This is a genomic window from Parvibaculum sp., assembly GCF_049672805.1.
In the GTDB taxonomy this organism is placed as follows: Bacteria; Pseudomonadota; Alphaproteobacteria; order Parvibaculales; family Parvibaculaceae; genus Parvibaculum.
Genome location: NZ_JBATWS010000102.1, coordinates 1 through 16,225, shown reverse-complemented (window position 1 = coordinate 16,225; position 16,225 = coordinate 1). Strand labels below are relative to the sequence as shown.

Annotated in this window: 16 protein-coding genes; 5 read left to right on the top strand and 11 right to left on the bottom strand. The window is 61.7% G+C overall.

The annotated features are described in order from the left end of the window. Window positions 1-565: HesA/MoeB/ThiF family protein (locus tag WBF74_RS03275; RefSeq protein ID WP_424435112.1), on the top strand; the 565-nt coding region annotated here is incomplete at its 5' end. A 6-nt stretch (window positions 566-571) separates the two neighbouring features. Here the strand turns inward: WBF74_RS03275 and WBF74_RS03270 are convergent. Further along, window positions 572-1,564: a 2-hydroxyacid dehydrogenase gene (locus tag WBF74_RS03270; protein WP_424435109.1), complete on the bottom strand. Its 993-nt coding sequence runs from the start codon at window positions 1,562-1,564 to the stop codon at window positions 572-574. A 214-nt stretch (window positions 1,565-1,778) separates the two neighbouring features. Between WBF74_RS03270 and WBF74_RS03265 the strand changes: the two genes are divergently transcribed. Next, entirely contained in the window at window positions 1,779-2,333 is a 555-nt protein-coding gene (locus WBF74_RS03265; protein ID WP_424435106.1) for an SH3 domain-containing protein, read from the top strand. A 115-nt stretch (window positions 2,334-2,448) separates the two neighbouring features. Here WBF74_RS03265 and WBF74_RS03260 read toward each other — a convergent pair whose 3' ends face one another. The 4 genes from WBF74_RS03260 to irrA form a co-directional block, all read right to left on the bottom strand. Further along, window positions 2,449-3,033 carry a DUF3501 family protein gene (locus tag WBF74_RS03260; protein WP_424435103.1) on the bottom strand — a complete coding sequence of 195 codons (585 nt, stop codon included), beginning with the start codon at window positions 3,031-3,033 and terminating at the stop codon, window positions 2,449-2,451. A 34-nt stretch (window positions 3,034-3,067) separates the two neighbouring features. Then, window positions 3,068-4,471, bottom strand: coding sequence for a heterodisulfide reductase-related iron-sulfur binding cluster (locus WBF74_RS03255; RefSeq protein ID WP_424435100.1), 1,404 nt, complete (start codon window positions 4,469-4,471; stop codon window positions 3,068-3,070). A gap of 101 nt (window positions 4,472-4,572) precedes the next feature. Beyond that, entirely contained in the window at window positions 4,573-4,995 is a 423-nt protein-coding gene (locus WBF74_RS03250) for a rubrerythrin family protein (protein ID WP_424435097.1), read from the bottom strand. Window positions 4,996-5,210: 215 nt separating this feature from the next. Continuing rightward, window positions 5,211-5,639 (bottom strand): iron response transcriptional regulator IrrA, encoded by a 429-nt coding sequence (gene irrA, locus WBF74_RS03245; protein WP_424435094.1) that lies wholly within the window; start codon window positions 5,637-5,639, stop codon window positions 5,211-5,213. A 340-nt stretch (window positions 5,640-5,979) separates the two neighbouring features. Between irrA and fabA the strand changes: the two genes are divergently transcribed. The 3 genes from fabA to fabI all read left to right on the top strand — a co-directional run bounded on the left by fabA (window position 5,980) and on the right by fabI (window position 8,811). Beyond that, complete coding sequence (gene fabA / locus WBF74_RS03240) at window positions 5,980-6,501, top strand: 3-hydroxyacyl-[acyl-carrier-protein] dehydratase FabA (RefSeq protein ID WP_424435091.1); 522 nt, start codon at window positions 5,980-5,982, stop codon at window positions 6,499-6,501. A gap of 147 nt (window positions 6,502-6,648) precedes the next feature. After that, window positions 6,649-7,875, top strand: a complete 1,227-nt coding sequence (gene fabB, locus WBF74_RS03235; protein WP_424435088.1) for a beta-ketoacyl-ACP synthase I — start codon at window positions 6,649-6,651, stop codon at window positions 7,873-7,875. 72 nt (window positions 7,876-7,947) lie between these two features. After that, the gene (gene fabI, locus WBF74_RS03230; protein WP_424435085.1) at window positions 7,948-8,811 is read left to right on the top strand and encodes an enoyl-ACP reductase FabI; all 864 of its coding nucleotides are present in this window, start codon (window positions 7,948-7,950) and stop codon (window positions 8,809-8,811) included. Window positions 8,812-8,817: 6 nt separating this feature from the next. On the opposite strand, the gene WBF74_RS03225 is transcribed toward fabI, so the two are convergent. The 6 genes from WBF74_RS03225 to infB all read right to left on the bottom strand — a co-directional run. After that, entirely contained in the window at window positions 8,818-9,465 is a 648-nt protein-coding gene (locus WBF74_RS03225) for a DUF4893 domain-containing protein (protein WP_424435082.1), read from the bottom strand. 71 nt (window positions 9,466-9,536) lie between these two features. Continuing rightward, the gene (gene pnp, locus WBF74_RS03220) at window positions 9,537-11,723 is read right to left on the bottom strand and encodes a polyribonucleotide nucleotidyltransferase (protein ID WP_424435079.1); all 2,187 of its coding nucleotides are present in this window, start codon (window positions 11,721-11,723) and stop codon (window positions 9,537-9,539) included. Window positions 11,724-12,048: 325 nt separating this feature from the next. Continuing rightward, a complete protein-coding gene (rpsO, locus tag WBF74_RS03215; protein ID WP_424435076.1) occupies window positions 12,049-12,318 on the bottom strand; it encodes a 30S ribosomal protein S15 in 270 nt (89 codons plus the stop codon). Between the two features lie 9 nt (window positions 12,319-12,327). Beyond that, window positions 12,328-13,251 carry a tRNA pseudouridine(55) synthase TruB gene (truB, locus tag WBF74_RS03210; protein WP_424435073.1) on the bottom strand — a complete coding sequence of 308 codons (924 nt, stop codon included), beginning with the start codon at window positions 13,249-13,251 and terminating at the stop codon, window positions 12,328-12,330. A gap of 5 nt (window positions 13,252-13,256) precedes the next feature. Further along, window positions 13,257-13,697 carry a 30S ribosome-binding factor RbfA gene (gene rbfA / locus WBF74_RS03205; protein WP_424435070.1) on the bottom strand — a complete coding sequence of 147 codons (441 nt, stop codon included), beginning with the start codon at window positions 13,695-13,697 and terminating at the stop codon, window positions 13,257-13,259. A 95-nt stretch (window positions 13,698-13,792) separates the two neighbouring features. After that, a partial coding sequence (gene infB / locus WBF74_RS03200; protein ID WP_424435067.1) for a translation initiation factor IF-2 occupies window positions 13,793-16,225 on the bottom strand: 2,433 nt, incomplete at its 5' end.

Sequence of the window (16,225 nt, the reverse complement as noted above, 5' to 3'; positions counted from 1 at the left end):
CATTGGCCGCGCGAAAACGGAAAGCGCGGCTGATGCCCTGCGCCGTATCAATCCTGATGTGACAATCATTCAGTACAAGGAACGTCTGACAGCAGCAAACGCCATCGACATCATCTCGCAATATGATGTGGTGGCGGATGGTTGCGACAATTTCGAAACACGCTTCCTCGTCAATGATGCGTGTTACTTCGCCAGGGTGCCGCTTGTCTCCGCCGCTGTCGGCCAGTTCGAGGGGCAGGTCGCTGTCTTCCGCGCCTTCGAGCGCGATGCGGATGGAAAGCCGAAACCCAGTTACCGCGACTTCATTGGCGAGACGCCGCCACCCGGTGCCGTGCCCACTTGCGAGGAAGCAGGTGTTGTCGGCGCGCTGACGGGCGTTGTGGGTTCCCTTCAGGCGCTTGAAGTCATCAAGGAAATCACGGGCGCCGGGACGAGCCTTGCAGGCCGGTTGCTGATCTATGACGCGCTCGAGACGCGCTTCCGCACGCTGACGCTTCGCTGGGATCCGAAAAATCCGCTGACGGGCGACGCGCCCACCATCACCGATCTTTCAGGCCACGCCTGATCCCGTTCACATGATGGCGGGGATCACGCGGTCGGGCGGACGGTGGCCATCCATAAAGGTCTTGATGTTGATGATGACCTTGCCGCCCATCTCCACGCGGCCCTCAATGGTGGCCGAGCCCATATGCGGCAGCGTCACCACATTGGGCAGGTTCAGCAGGCGCGGTGATACCGCCCGGTCATGCTCGAAAACATCAAGCCCCGCCCCCGCAAGCTCGCCTGCCTCCAGCGCGCGAATCAGAGCGTTCTCATCAATGATTTCGCCGCGCGCCGTGTTGACGATATAGGCTTCCGGCTTCAGCAGTTTCAGGCGGCGCGCATCAAGCAGGTGAAACGTCTGCGGCGTCAGCGGGCAGTTCACTGAGACGATATCGACCTTGCCGAGCATATCGTCGAGATTTTCCCAGAAGGTCGCGCCCAGTTCCTGCTCGATCACGGCATTGGCGGGCTTGCGGTTGTGATAGTGGATTTCGAGGCCGAAGGGCCGCGCGCGGGCGGCAACCGCCTGCCCGATACGGCCCATGCCGACAATGCCGAGCCGTTTGCCGGTGAGGCGGCGGCCGAGCATCCATGTCGGCGACCAGCCGGGCCAGTTGCCTTCATGCTCGCGCAGATAGCGCGCGCCTTCGGCAAGGCGGCGCGGCACGGCGAGGATCAGGCCCATCGTCATGTCGGCCGTGTCCTCCGTCAGCACACCCGGCGTGTTGGTGACGGTGATGCCGCGACGGCGGGCAGATTCCACATCGATATTGTCCACGCCCGTGCCGAACTGGGCGATGAGGCGCAGATTTTCACCGGCCTGTGCGAGAAGTTTCGCATCGATCCGGTCTGTCACGGTCGGCACCAGAACATCGGCCTTGCGCAGCGCCTCAGCGAGTTCGCTCTGCGTGAAGGGATGATCGTCCTCATTCAGCCGGACATCGAAAAGTTCGGCCATGCGCGCCTCAATGGGCGCCGGAAGTTTCCGCGTGACGATCACGAGCGGTTTTTTGGCGGTCATGTCCTACTCCGGGGATTTTCCGGCGGTTACCGGATCTGGCCCGATATTCTTAACAGGTTTATCCGGCTGTTTGCTTCATTTTCTGGCAAAATCACCTGAGTCGCTTGTGATATGGCAGAGAGATGACACTCTCATGGCGCTGCATGAGAGGGATGGAACCGAGGAGATGATGGGGAAGCGCGCGGGCCGGGTGGGAGCAAGGGGCAGATTTGCGTTGAGCGCGGGGGCATTCTCCGCCGCGCTGCTGCTTGCGCTGCTTGTTCCGGGCGGGCCCGCCACCCCGCCCGCAGAGGCCTCCTCCGCCACGGCAAACGAAATGCCGGAGCGCCGGCCCGGCGCATCGACCGGCCTTCCCGTGCCCCGTTTCGTCAGCCTCAAATCCGGCCGCGCCAATGTACGGCGTGGGCCCGGCACCGACTTTCCCATCGACTGGGTCTATCGCAAGAATGGCGTGCCGCTCGAGATCATTGCGGAATCCCATAACTGGCGGCGCATCCGCGACCATGAGGGGGACGGGGGCTGGATCTGGCACACCATGCTCGCCGGTGAGCGCACGGCCATCATTGATGGCACCACGCCGGACGAACCGGTGCCGCTGCACAGCACGCCGAGCGTTGAAGCGCCTGCCACCGCCTATGCCGAGCCGGGGCTTGTTGCGCGCGTGACCGCCTGCAAGGCGGGCTGGTGCCGCCTCGACGCAAACGGCTACCAGGGCTGGGTGGTGCAGCAGAAACTCTGGGGCGTCTATCCCGGCGAAGAGTTCGAATAGAACGCATCCCTCAATGCGGGAACTGCAAAGATGTGGATGGCTAGGTCAGGCCCCGCCATGACGAGGGTTGCCTGCTGACCACGCGAGAGCGCACGGAGAACTTTCAAGCCGCCGTTCAGTCGAAATCTTTTGCGAGCGCTTCTTTCACTTCCGGGCGCATCACCGCCATGTGGTGATAACTCTCATGCGCGATGATGGCGAGCACTTGTGTGGCGGGATCGCGAAACTTCGCAATCTGCTCGGGCGTGAAACGGAAATGCACAAAATGTACGGATGAGGTTTTGCCATCCGCCTTTGTGCGCTCCACATCCGTCTCCGCTTCACCCTGAATGCGCTCGCCCCCGACATCGATGAAGATATGCTTCTCGACCCAGGTGATCGTGCGCAGAAACCTGTCGCGGCGCACCTCGTCATCGATCTCGAACATGACCGTGGCCACGAGTTCGTCACCCTGCGGGATGAGCGGGTTATAGGCGGCCAGCTCATCGGCGATCTGCTCTTCGCCACCCTTTTCGATGTGCAGCATTTCCTGAACCTGCTGGAACATCGTGTCGTAATTTTCGAAATAGAAAGTCGCATGAGGGCCGACCTCGACGCGGCGATTCTTCTTCACCTCGGTGATCGCCGCGCGGCGCGCCTTGCGCTCGCTTGCATAGACCTCATAGGGAAGAATATCGGCGGGAGTGATCTGCTTTTTCATTGCAACCAACTTTCAAACAAACGGTGCGGCAGGGTCAGCTTATGAGACCCCATGCCCGCGCCATGATCTCGATCGGATGATAGGGCGTCGGCGGCACCGGCTCGCCCATATCGTTTATCTCATGGACGAGATGCTTTGCAGCAAGCGGGCAGTCCGAGGTGACATATTTGTTGCCCGTTTTCGAGACGTTACGGGCAGCGGTCTTGCCGACCTTCATGGCGGTCTCGAAGGTGTTCTTCATCACGCCAAATGTTCCTCCGTGTCCGGAACAACGTTCGACGATATCTACCTTGATTTCGGGGATGAGACGCAGCATCTCGGCTGACTTCGCGCCCATATTCTGCGCACGCGCATGACAGGCGAGATGGGCGGTAACACCGCCTTCGACCGCGCGAAGGCCGGGCGCAAGCCCTTCCTTCTTCGCAATGTCCACGACATATTCGTCAATGTCGCGTGTGGCGGCGGAGAGTTTCGCCACATCCTTGTTGTCTGGGAGAATGAGCGGCCATTCGAACTTGAACATCAGCCCGCAGGAAGCCGTCAGCGTGATGATGTCATAGCCCTTGTCGATCCACTCGCCCATGTCCCGCGCAACCTTTTCAGCCTGCGCGGCGACCTTTTCAAGATTGCCCTGTTCGAAGAAGGGCATGCCGCAGCAACCCGGATAGGCGACCTGCGTTTCGACGCCATTATGCGCGAGCACGAGGCGGGCGGCTTCACCGACTTTCGGATTGTTGTAGTTGACGAAGCAGGTCGCAAAGACCACCGCCTTGCGGCCTTTGGCGGGTGCTTCCTTTGGCGCGGCGACGCCATCGCGGTCCTGCTTGCGCGCGCGCATGGTGAAGGTCTGGCCGTGGAACTTCGGCAGTTCGGCGCGGCGGTCAATACCGGCAACCGCTTCAAGCGCAGGGCGCGTCAGCGCATTGCCCTTTGCCGAACCCCAGTTTGCGAGCGGCGCGGCCACGGCGGCGAGCTTGCCGTTCCGGTCCATCCGCGCGAGCTGATCGGGCACGAAGGGGAACCTGCCCTTCTGCTTTGCCTCCACCGCGCGATAGCGCAGCATCAGATGCGGGAAATCGAGATTGAATTCATGCGGCGGCACATAGGGGCACTTCGTCATGTAGCACATGTCGCAAAGCGTGCAGGCTTCGACGACGGGGCCGAAATCTTCCGACTTCACCTCATCCAGTTCACCCGTCGGACTTTCATCAATGAGATCGAAGAGGCGGGGGAAGCTGTCGCAGAGATTGAAGCAGCGGCGGCAGCCGTGACAGATATCGAAGATGCGGCGCAGTTCTGCGTCCAGCTTCTCGGCATCATAAAAATCGGGGTTGCGCCAATCGATCGGATGGCGGATCGGCGCTTCGGTGCTGCCTTCGCGCGGTGCTGCGGATTTGGGGCTTCCGTTTGCGGGCGCGCCTTCCAGCGAGTTGCTCATCGGCCTTCTCTTCCTCCCAGCGAGATGACGATATCGGCACGGGTGGCGGGCGACGCCTGTTCACAAGGCCTCGCCCGCCACCCGGCTGTTAGCCGAAGCTCTTAGCTTCCGAGGCTGTCGAGCGCCTTCTGGAAGCGGCCGGCATGGCTCTTTTCCGCCTTTGCAAGCGTTTCGAACCAGTCTGCGATTTCGTCAAAGCCTTCCTCGCGCGCGGTGCGAGCCATGCCCGGATACATGTCGGTGTATTCGTGCGTCTCGCCGGCGATGGCGGCCTTGAGGTTCTGGTCGGTCGAGCCGATGGGCTCACCCGTGGCCGGGTCACCGACTTCCTCAAGGAATTCCAGATGGCCATGAGCATGGCCCGTTTCGCCTTCCGCCGTGGAGCGGAACACGGCGGCCACGTCGTTGTAGCCTTCCACGTCGGCCTTCTGGGCGAAATAGAGATAGCGGCGGTTGGCCTGGCTTTCGCCCGCAAACGCCTCTTTCAGGTTTTCCCAGGTCTTGGTACCGGACAGCGATGCCATGATGTTCTCCTCACCTGTCTTTGATGTTGTTCCACGCTGAGATCGGACGGGCAGCGATATGCAGCGCCCGGAACGGCCGATCCCGTCCGCCCGCCTGCTTTTCAGAAGGAAGAGCGGAACATGGCCGCGACTCTAGGCTTCGGCACGCCCAAGGTCAATAGTTTGGAATATCTCCAAACAACCTTTTTAGTCTTTGGTTTTGCGAAGAATTATCATTAGCGCGGAGATTTCCGCTCCTGCAGGCGAACGATCACATCCACGCGCGCGACATCCATGCCTTCCGGTGCGGGCGGCAGCTTGCCGATCGCCACATCATCGCCTGCGATATCCATGAGCGCGCCATCCTTCTCGATGAAGAAGTGATGGTGGTCATGAATATTGGTGTCGAAATAGGTGCGCGAGGAATCGACCACCACTTCGCGCAACAGACCTGCGCCCGTGAACTGGTGGAGCGTGTTGTAAACGGTTGCAAGAGACACGCTGACGCCCGCCTTCTGGGCCTCGTCATGCAGTGCTTCAGCCGTCACATGGCGGTCACCGCCATCGAAGAGAAGGCGGCCAAGCGCCAGCCGCTGCCGCGTGGGCCGCAGGCCTGACTCGCGGAGCTTTGCAAGCGTCTGTGCGTAGGGTCTTTCCTGCGTCACCGGACCGTTCCTCTTCACTATTGCGCCTTACGCGCTGCAGGCCATATCCCTCAGGACACACTCCGCCTGCAGTTTGTAATCGTTACAAACAGTAGATAGTGTCCCGGTTACGGATTTGTCAAGGCCACCTAACGCCGGGGAAAAGCCGCCGCATCCGCAAAATGCCCTTGCATCAAGGGTTTGCGACGGCTTACGGGTATGTTACGAAGCCTTCCGGACAAGCAAACAAGCCCTGCAAAGGGGCGACAAACCGGGCGGGCACAAGCTCTCCCATGAACGGGGACGGCCAGCGGGAATTGCCGGAGAGGCGCAACGCGGCACAGGACAGAGCGGATAAGCGATGGCGGAACAGAAATCGGCATATTCCCTGGAAGACCTGCTTGAATGCAGCCACGGACGCATGTTTGGACCGGGCAATCCGCAGCTCCCCCTTCCGCCGATGCTCATGATCGACCGCATCACCCATATCAGCCAGGAGGGCGGCGACTATGGCAAGGGACAGATCCTTGCCGAGTTCGACATTCACCCGGACCGCTGGTTCTTCCCCTGCCATTTCGAAGGCGATCCGGTGATGCCGGGCTGCCTCGGCCTTGACGGCATGTGGCAGCTTCTCGGCTTTTTCCTCGGCTGGATCGGCGCGCAGGGCAAGGGCCGTGCGCTTGGCGTGGGTGAAGTGAAATTCTCCGCCATGGTGACGCCGGCAGTGAAAAAGCTCGAATATGTCATTAATCTCAAGCGCGTCATCAATCGCAAGCTTGTGCTGGGCATTGCCGACGGCATCATCAAGGCGGACGGCGAAGTGGCCTTCACCATCACCGATATGAGGGTGGGCCTGTTCGGGTCAGCCGAGCAGCCGGCCTGAAGCCGCACACAAGTCAGCAACACCAGATCGACATCCAGAAGGGAAGCGGACAGGAAAGCAGGCAGACCCGGTGATGCCGAGACTTGATGCTCAGCAATCGCCCCTCCCCTTTCCGCCTGTTCCGCGCACAGTGAAAGAGAGACTGTCATGAGACGAGTGGTCGTCACGGGGCTCGGTATCGTCTCCAGCATCGGCAATAATGCTCAGGAAGTGACGGCGAGCCTTCGCGAAGGCAGGTCCGGTATCTTGAAGGCGGACACATACGCCGAGATGGGCTTTCGCAGCCAGGTGCATGGAAGCCTGAAGATCGATCTTGATGAAGCGGTGGATCGCCGCGCGCGGCGCTTCATGGGCGATGGCGCTGCCTATGCCTGGATTGCGATGAACCAGGCGATTGCAGATGCGGGCCTTGAGGAAAAGGACGTGAGCAATCCGCGCACCGGCCTCATCGTCGGCTCGGGCGGCCCCTCCACAAAGGCAATCGTTTCTGCAGCCGACATGGCGCGCACCGAAGCTGTGAAGGGTCCGAAAAAGGTTGGCCCCTTTGCCGTGCCGAAAGCCATGTCTTCCACCTGCTCGGCAAATCTCTCGACCTGGTTCAAGACCAAGGGCGTCAACTATTCGATCAGCTCGGCCTGCTCGACCTCCGCGAACTGCATCGGCAATGCGGCGGAGATGATCCAGTGGGGCAAGCAGGACGTGATGTTTGCCGGCGGCGGCGAAGAACTCGACTGGACGCTCTCCGTTCTGTTCGACGCCATGGGCGCCATGTCCTCCAAGCGCAATGACACGCCGGAAAAGGCAAGCCGCGCTTACGACAAGGACCGTGACGGCTTCGTCATCACGGGCGGCGGCGGCATTCTTGTTCTGGAAGAGCTGGAACATGCCAAGGCGCGCGGTGCGAAAATCTATGCCGAGATCGTCGGCTATGGTGCGACCGCCGACGGCGCCGACATGGTGGCGCCTTCGGGCGAAGGTGCCGTGCGCTGCATGAAGATGGCGCTTGAAAATGTGAAGGCGCCGGTTGATTACATCAATCCGCATGCGACATCGACGCCGGTTGGCGACATTCCGGAAGTGAAGGCGATCCAGGAAGTCTTTGGCGCGAACATGCCGCCGATCAGCGCGACCAAATCGCTGACCGGCCATGCGCAGGGTGCGGCGGGTGTGCATGAGGCAATCTATACGCTGCTGATGATGCAGGGCGGCTTCATCGCCGCGAGCGCGAATATTGACGAGATCGATCCCGAAATCGCAGACGCCAATATCGTCCGTGAACGGATCGACAATGCCAATATCAACCTCGCCATTTCCAACAGCTTCGGCTTTGGTGGCACCAACGCGACATTGGCGTTTCAGCGGTTTGAGGGGTGATCCCGGTTCGTTGAAGAACAGGGCCGGCGCGACGTCCGGCATGGACCGGATAAATCGGAGATAAATCAGGCAATGCATGGATCTGGTGGCGAGAAGCCGGGCGAACAGGCCCTCGTTTTGACAGGCCCTCTGATGAAGGGCCGTCGCGGCCTCATCATGGGTGTGGCAAACGACCATTCAATTGCCTGGGGCATTGCGCGGGCGCTTGCAGCTCATGGGGCGGAGCTTGCCTTCACCTATCAGGGCGATGCTTTCGGGCGGCGCGTGAAGCCGCTTGCCGAATCTGCGGGCTCGGACATTCTGCTGCCATGCGATGTGACGGACCCGGAAAGCGTGGACGCGGTATTCGCTGCGCTTGAAGAGAAGTGGGGCGTGCTCGACTTCGTGGTTCATGCCATCGCCCATTCCGACAAGAACGAGCTCAAGGGCCGCTATGTCGATACAACGCGGGAAAACTTCCTGCGCACGATGGATATTTCCTGCTTCTCCTTCACCGATGTGGCGCGCCGCGCATCGAAGCTGATGACGCGGGGCGGTGCCATGGTGACGCTCACCTATGGCGGCTCCACGCGCGTCATGCCGAACTACAATGTCATGGGCGTCGCCAAGGCGGCGCTCGAAGCAAGCGTGCGCTATCTCGCGGTCGATCTCGGCCGCCACAATATTCGCGTGAATGCGATTTCCGCCGGTCCGATGCGCACCCTCGCCGGCTCTGCCGTGGGCGATGCGCGCTTCGTGTTCAAGTGGAACAAGACCCATGCGCCGATCAAGGAATCGATCGAACTCGATCATGTCGGCGGAGCGGGCCTTTATCTTCTCTCCGACCTCTCCGCACGCGTATCGGGTGAAATCCACTATGTGGATGGCGGCTACAATATTATCGGCCTGCCCCGTGCGAACGAGCTGAAGGAGCAGATGGAGAGTGGCGATAATTGATCGCCTCTAGCGCCGCTTCATTTCCAGCACGTTGAAGGTCGATTCAAGTTCCGGCCAGGGAAAGACGATGCGGGCGCGGCCATCTTTGAGCAGCGAGGTAATGGCGGGCTGATCGATCATTTGCGGGTCGGTCACGCCGCCTTCCGGGCCGGAATAAGCACGGATCGGGCCTGAGTGATCTTCATTCGGCGTGGCGAGCAGCACCCAGCTCTTTTCATCGCGCTCATAGAAGAAGCCCGACATGCGCTGCGAGCCGGTGAGCTTCTCGAAGAAGAGGCGACCATCCCGTTCCCTCACCTCGCAGCGAAACCAGCCGTATACGACAAATCCCGCAAAGGGTCCGCCTGCCTTGATGGTGCGACAGTTCCAGTCGCCCTTCAGCTTCTCCGCATCGGCGGCAACAAGCGTCGCCTCCATGATGCTTTCAAGCGCGTTGTAGGAACCATGCTCCTCGCCTGCGACGCGGGATTCCATCATGCCTTTGGTGATTGCATCCTCGTATCGCTCAAGCCGGTCCAGATCATGCGCTGTCGCCTGCGCGCGCCATTCCTGCGGAGCTGCGCCGGATGGCGCGGATGCAGCCGGCACGGCACTCTCCGCACAGGCGCTGGTCACAAAAAGGAAAAGAAAGGCGGCGGCAGAAGGAAGGCGCATCGAAGGCTCCAAATAAAAACGGGGCCAGCCGAAGCTGACCCCCGCAACTCTATCGTCATTCGCAGCGAACGTCAGTCGCGATCGCGGCGCTTGCCGCGGCCACCGCCGCCTTCGCGGCGCTCACGGGGCTGCTCTTCGGGCTCGTTCTCGTAAACGATCTCTTCGCCCGTCTCCTGATTCACATGCTTCATGGAGAGGCGGACCTTGCCACGGTCGTCGAAGCCGAGAAGCTTCACCTTGACCTTGTCACCCTCGTTGCAAATGTCCGAGACCTTTTCGACGCGGTTCGGTGCCATCTGCGAGATATGCACGAGACCGTCGCGCGGGCCGAAGAAGTTCACGAAGGCGCCGAAATCGACGACCTTCACGACCGTGCCTTCATAGATGGCGCCCACTTCCGGCTCCGCGACGATGCCGCGAATCCAGTCGATTGCCGCCTTGATGGAAGCAGCATCCGAGCTTGCCACCTTGATCGTGCCATCGTCCGAAATATCGACCTTGGCGCCCGTCTTTTCCACGATCTCGCGCACGACCTTGCCGCCCGTGCCGATGACTTCGCGGATCTTGTCGGTCGGCACCGTGATGACTTCGATGCGCGGCGCATATTCGCCCATTTCGGGGCGCGCCGTATCAAGAGCCTTCGCCATCTCGCCGAGAATGTGCATGCGGCCGCCCTTCGCCTGGGCGAGGGCCTGCTTCATGATGCTCTCATTGATGCCGGTGATCTTGATGTCCATCTGGAGCGAGGTCACACCTTCCGCCGTGCCTGCCACCTTGAAGTCCATATCGCCGAGGTGATCTTCGTCGCCGAGAATGTCGGAGAGAACCGCGAAGCGGTCGCCTTCGAGGATCAGACCCATCGCGATGCCCGCAACAGCCCGCTTCAGCGGTACGCCCGCATCCATCATCGCAAGCGATGAGCCGCAAACCGTGGCCATGGAAGAGGAGCCGTTCGACTCGGTGATTTCCGAGACGAGGCGCAGCGTGTAGGGGAAATCGGTCTTTGACGGCAGCACCGCACGCAGCGCGCGCCAGGCAAGCTTGCCGTGGCCGATTTCGCGGCGACCCGTGAAGCCGACGCGGCCCGTCTCACCCACGGAGAAGGGCGGGAAGTTGTAGTGCAGCAGGAAGTTTTCCTTGTAGGTGCCTTCCAGCGCGTCGATGAACTGTTCGTCATCGCCCGTGCCGAGCGTCGCAACCACAAGAGCCTGGGTCTCACCGCGCGTGAAGAGCGCAGAGCCATGCGTGCGCGGCAGCACACCCACTTCGGCGACAATCGGGCGGACGGTTTCGAGGTCGCGGCCGTCGATACGGGTCTTGGTATCGAGGATCGAGTTACGGACGATGTCGCTCTCGATTTCCTTGAAGATGCCGCCGACTTCATTTTCGGGAAGGGCGTTTTCATCATCAGGGTTGCAGAGCGCCGCCTTGACCTTGTCCTTCGCCTGCGCGATCGCTTCGTGGCGCTTCGCCTTTTCCTTGATCTGATAGGCAGCGCGCAGATCGTCACCGACCAGCTCGCGCACCTTGGCGACGATGGCGGAATTGTCCTTCACGTCCACCGGGCGCGGTTCCTTGGCGCATTTTTCCGCCATGCGGATGATCATGTCGATCACCGGCTGGAACTCCCGATGGCCGAACATGACGGCGCCGAGCATGACGTCTTCGGAAAGCTCTTTCGCTTCCGATTCCACCATCATCACAGCATCGCTCGTGCCGGCGACAACGAGATCAAGCGCCGTTTCCGGCATTTCGTCGATCAGCGGGTTGAGCTTGTATTCGCCATTGAAGTAGCCGACGCGTGCGGCACCGATCGGGCCGAGGAAGGGCAGGCCCGAAATGGTGAGAGCGGCGGAGACCGCGATCATCGCCACGATATCGGGATCATTTTCCATGTCGTGGCTGAGAACGGTCGCGATGACCTGTGTCTCGTTCTTGAAGCCCTTGATGAAGAGCGGACGGATCGGACGATCGATCAGGCGGGAAACAAGCGTTTCCTTTTCGCTCGGGCGGCCTTCGCGCTTGAAGAAGCCACCGGGGATCTTGCCCGCCGCGTAGGTCTTTTCCTGGTAGTTCACGGTCAGGGGGAAGAAGTCGAGGCCCGGCTTCGGCGAACGCTCGCCGACCACCGTGGCCAGCACTGTTGTTTCGCCATAGGTGGCCATCACGGCACCGTCAGCCTGGCGGGCGATCTTGCCCGTCTCCAGGATGAGCGGGCGACCGCCCCATTCGATTTCTTCGCGAGTAATGTCAAACATATCAGTTTCCTGTTCCGCAGCCCCGCCATCCATGCGTTCTTCCACCATCCTGCGGCGGCTGCTTTTCTGCCGCTTCTGACGCGGCCGGACAAAAAGGAGGGACAAACGCGGCTGCGCCGAATGCGCTTCCATCGGGGAAACCCCGGACGAAAAACCCGGCACCACGAGACGGAGGCGGCGGGTTCAGACGCGATATCCATCCGTAGACGGACGAATGTCTCTGTTTACAAGGCCCCGAAAGACGCACGCCCGCCCGCGAGGTTCATGATGAACCTCTGGGCAGGCGCCGTGCAAAACAGAACCGGTGGGGCAATAAGCACCCCTGTTACCGCCGAATCCCCAGACGGGCGATCAGCTTTTCGTAACGTGCCTGATCCTTCTTCTTCACATAGTCGAGAAGGCTGCGGCGCTGGCTCACCATCTTCAGAAGACCGCGACGGGAATGGTTGTCCTTCGCGTGGCCCTTGAAGTGTTCGGTAAGATTGGTAATGCGCTCGGTCAGAATGGCGACCTGTACCTCGGCGGAGCCGGTGTCGCCGTCCTTGCCGGCAAATTCCTTGATGATCTGAGCTTTGCGCTCCGGCGTAATCGACATCGGGATCTCCTATGAAACGAGATTGAACACGCGTACAGGGCGAAGCTCACCCTGCCCATATTCGGTAAGCGCCACCGGGTCTCCCCGATGGGTGGCCAAAACCGTGCCGGACAGGATCGGGGCATCGCGCCCACGCAACAAAACCCCCTGACCTTTTCTCAAACGGGCCGCATCATCACCGCTTACGGCCAGCGCCGGGATGTCGTCCAGCGCGGTCTCAAGCGGCAGCAAATGCGATCCCGGTCCGGGAGCGGGCGCAATATGACCCAAGGCGGAAAGTTTATCCAGCGGAATCGCGGCCTCTTCCCGGAAGGGGCCGTGGCGAGTACGCCGAAGGGCTGAAACATGCCCCTCGGTGCCGAGCGCCCGGGCCAGGTCATAGCCGAGCGAGCGGACGTAAGTGCCTTTGCTGCAAGAGATTTCAAGCTCGGCATGGTCCGCATCGGGCCGCGAGACGAGGCGGATTTCGTGGATGGTGACGGGGCGGGGCTCAAGCTTCACTTCCTCGCCTGCCCGGGCCAGCGCATAGGCCCGCTCGCCCGCAACCTTGATGGCGGAGAAGGCGGGCGGCACCTGCATGATCTCGCCCCGGAAGCGGGGGAGCGCAGCATTGATCTCCTCATCGCTCGGGCGGTGGGGGCTTTCCGCCGTGACTTCGCCCTCGGCATCGCCCGTGGTGGTGGTCTGGCCAAGCCGGATGGTAAAGCGGTAGCCCTTGCTGGCATCCATGACGAAAGGGACGGTCTTGGTCGCCTCGCCAAGGGCGACCGGCAGGACGCCGGTTGCAAGCGGGTCGAGCGTGCCCGCATGGCCCGCCTTCTGCGCATTGAAAAGGCGGCGCACTTTGTTCACCACATCGGAGGAGGTGGGGCCGGAAGGCTTGTCCACGACGACCCAGCCATGAACCGGATCGCCCTTCTTGCGCCGTGCCATGAAGCTCAGTCCTCGTCGCCGAGATCGTCTTCGGCATCCTCGCGTGTGGCGAGGTCGCGCGCGACTTCGGGCCTGTGCAGCAGCCGGTCAATGGCCTCGGCATTGTCGAAGGAGGTATCAGGCTCGAAGGAAAGATCGGGCATGAACTTGAAGGTGACTTCCTTCGAAAGCTGCCCGCGCAGCCAGGCACGAACACGGCCCAGCGCCTGCGCCAGTGCTGCCGCATCGCCATGACCCAGCGGTGCGACGAAGCAGGTCGCATGGCGCAGATCGGGGCTCATGCGGACTTCGGTAACGGTGAAGCTTCGATCGGCAAGCTCAGGATCGCGGATCGTGCCGCGCGCAACGATATCGGCAAGGGCGCGGCGCACAAGCTCGCCCGCCCGAAGCTGGCGCTGGCTCGGTGCGTTACCGCCGCGATGGCTCTTGCTCGATCGTCTTTGCATGGGGCTATTCCGTTTACCCCTCAAGCTGGCCCCGGCCCCGCTCGCCCATAAAAACAGGGCGAGAAGGCGAGGCGGCCTTGAGAGGGGAAGGCAGCTTAGTCGAGGCTGCGCTTCACCACCTCAACGTCGAAACATTCGATGACGTCGCCCGCGCGCATGTCCTGATAATTCTCGAAGGCCATGCCACATTCCTGACCCGACTGCACTTCCTTCACTTCGTCCTTGAAGCGCTTCAGGGTCGAGAGCTTGCCTTCGTGGATCACCACATCGTCGCGGATGAGGCGGACATGCGATCCGCGGCGCACCACGCCTTCGGTCACGCGGCAGCCGGCCACCTTGCCGACCTTCGAAATGTTGAACACTTCGAGGATCTGCGCATTGCCGAGGAAGGTTTCGCGCAGTTCCGGCGAAAGCATGCCCGAAAGTGCCGCCTTGATGTCATCCACAAGGTCATAGATGACCGAGTAGTAGCGGATCTCGACACCATCCTGACGGGCGGCATCGCGGGCCTGCGCATTGGCGCGGACGTTGAAGCCGATGACAGGCGCCTTGGAGGCGGTTGCAAGCGTGATGTCCGATTCCGTGACGCCGCCAACACCTGCATGAATGACGCGGGCGGTGACTTCGTCCGTACCGAGCTTTTCGAGCGCCTGCACGATGGCTTCGGCAGAACCCTGCACGTCAGCCTTGATGACGATGGGCAGTTCTTTCTTGTCCTGCTCCTTGAGCTGCGACAGCATCTGGTCGAGCGAGGTGCGGTTGCCGGTGCCGACGCGCTTGTCGCGGCGCAGGCGCTGGCGGTAATCGGTGATCTCGCGGGCGCGCGCTTCGTTTTCGACAACGCTCATCACGTCGCCTGCTTCCGGTGCGCCGCCAAGGCCGAGCACTTCGACCGGCTGTGACGGACCGGCGGACGGCACGTTCTCGCCGCGATCATTGATAAGGGCGCGGACGCGGCCCCATTCCGTACCGGCAACGATGATATCGCCCACCTTGAGCGTACCGCGCTGGATCAGCACGGTGCCGACCGGACCACGGCCACGATCAAGCTTCGCTTCAACGATGATGCCTTCCGCATTGCGGTTCGGATTGGCGCGAAGTTCGAGAATTTCAGCCTGCAGAAGAATTGCTTCTTCCAGCTTGTCGAGGCCCATACCGGCCTTCGCCGAAATCTCCACCGCCATGACATCGCCGCCGAAATCTTCGACAACGACTTCATGCTGAAGCAGTTCGTTCTTCACGCGCGAGGGATCGGCTTCCGGCTTGTCCATCTTGTTGATGGCCACGATGATCGGCACTTCCGCCGCCTTCGCATGGCTGATCGCTTCGATGGTCTGCGGCATCACGCCGTCATCGGCGGCAACGACCAGGACGACGATATCCGTCACCTTGGCGCCGCGCGCGCGCATGGAGGTAAAGGCGGCGTGGCCCGGCGTATCAAGGAAGGTGATGCGATCACCTGAACGCAGCTCGACCTGATAGGCGCCGATATGCTGCGTGATACCACCTGCTTCACCGGCGGCAACGTCGGTGCGGCGCAGCGCATCAAGAAGCGAGGTCTTGCCGTGGTCAACGTGACCCATGACGGTGACGACCGGTGCGCGCGGCTCTTTCAGCTCTGCCGCATCATCTTCACCGACAAGGCCCTCTTCAACGTCGGACTCGGCGACACGCTTTACCGTGTGGCCCAGTTCCTCGGCGATGAGCTGGGCGGTATCGCTGTCGATCACATCGGTGATCTTCAGCATAATGCCCTGTTTCATCAGGATCTTGATGACATCCACCGCGCGCTCCGCCATGCGGTTCGCGAGTTCCTGGATGGTGATGATTTCCGGGATCACGACCTCGCGCACAACTTTCTGCGGCGCGTCCTGAATGCCCATATGCTTCTTGCGCTCACGCTCCACACGACGGCGCATCGAGGCAAGCGAGCGCTGACGCCCGCCATCATCATCGAATGCCTTGGTGATGGTGAGCTTGCCGCGGCGACGCTCTTCCGTGCGGCGCGCTGCGGGCTGCTTCGGCGCAGCATGGCCTGCCGCGCGCTTCGGCTTTTCTTCCTCGTCGAGGTCCGGAACGAGTTCCTTGACGGCGGCACGAGGCGCAGGGCGATCTTCGTCATGGCCACGGCGCTTTGCCTCTTCGGCAGCGCGGGCACGGGCTTCCTGTTCGGCAGCCTGACGGGCCGCTTCCTCGGCGGCGCGGGCTTCGGCAGCCGCACGCTCGCGTTCGCGGCGCGCATCTTCCTCGGCAAAACGCCGTGCTTCTTCTTCTGCCCGGCGACGATCCTCGTCCTCGCGCTCACGCGCGCTGTCGAGCGCCTGGGCGCGGGCAGCCATTTCTTCTTCGGTCAGCGTGCGCAGCACGACACCGGAACGCGGACGAGCGGGCTTGCGCTCCTGAGCGGGCGCAGCCGCCTTTTTCGGCGCGGCAGCAGCAGGGGCTGCGGGCTTCGGTGCCGCAGCAGCCACAGGCGCTGCAGGCTTTTCCTCGACAGCGGCGGGGGCCGCGGGCGCAGCAGCAGGGGC

Bases quoted from the DNA above. Each gene is read 5' to 3' on its own strand.
- WBF74_RS03270 (WP_424435109.1), bottom strand. From the start codon at position 1,564: ATGACCGCCAAAAAACCGCTCGTGATCGTCACGCGGAAACTTCCGGCG.
- WBF74_RS03260 (WP_424435103.1), bottom strand. From the start codon at position 3,033: ATGAAAAAGCAGATCACTCCCGCCGATATTCTTCCCTATGAGGTCTAT.
- WBF74_RS03255 (WP_424435100.1), bottom strand. From the start codon at position 4,471: ATGAGCAACTCGCTGGAAGGCGCGCCCGCAAACGGAAGCCCCAAATCC.
- WBF74_RS03250 (WP_424435097.1), bottom strand. From the start codon at position 4,995: ATGGCATCGCTGTCCGGTACCAAGACCTGGGAAAACCTGAAAGAGGCG.
- fabA (WP_424435091.1), top strand. From the start codon at position 5,980: ATGGCGGAACAGAAATCGGCATATTCCCTGGAAGACCTGCTTGAATGC.
- fabB (WP_424435088.1), top strand. From the start codon at position 6,649: ATGAGACGAGTGGTCGTCACGGGGCTCGGTATCGTCTCCAGCATCGGC.
- fabI (WP_424435085.1), top strand. From the start codon at position 7,948: ATGCATGGATCTGGTGGCGAGAAGCCGGGCGAACAGGCCCTCGTTTTG.
- WBF74_RS03225 (WP_424435082.1), bottom strand. From the start codon at position 9,465: ATGCGCCTTCCTTCTGCCGCCGCCTTTCTTTTCCTTTTTGTGACCAGC.
- pnp (WP_424435079.1), bottom strand. From the start codon at position 11,723: ATGTTTGACATTACTCGCGAAGAAATCGAATGGGGCGGTCGCCCGCTC.
- rpsO (WP_424435076.1), bottom strand. From the start codon at position 12,318: ATGTCGATTACGCCGGAGCGCAAAGCTCAGATCATCAAGGAATTTGCC.
- truB (WP_424435073.1), bottom strand. From the start codon at position 13,251: ATGGCACGGCGCAAGAAGGGCGATCCGGTTCATGGCTGGGTCGTCGTG.
- rbfA (WP_424435070.1), bottom strand. From the start codon at position 13,697: ATGCAAAGACGATCGAGCAAGAGCCATCGCGGCGGTAACGCACCGAGC.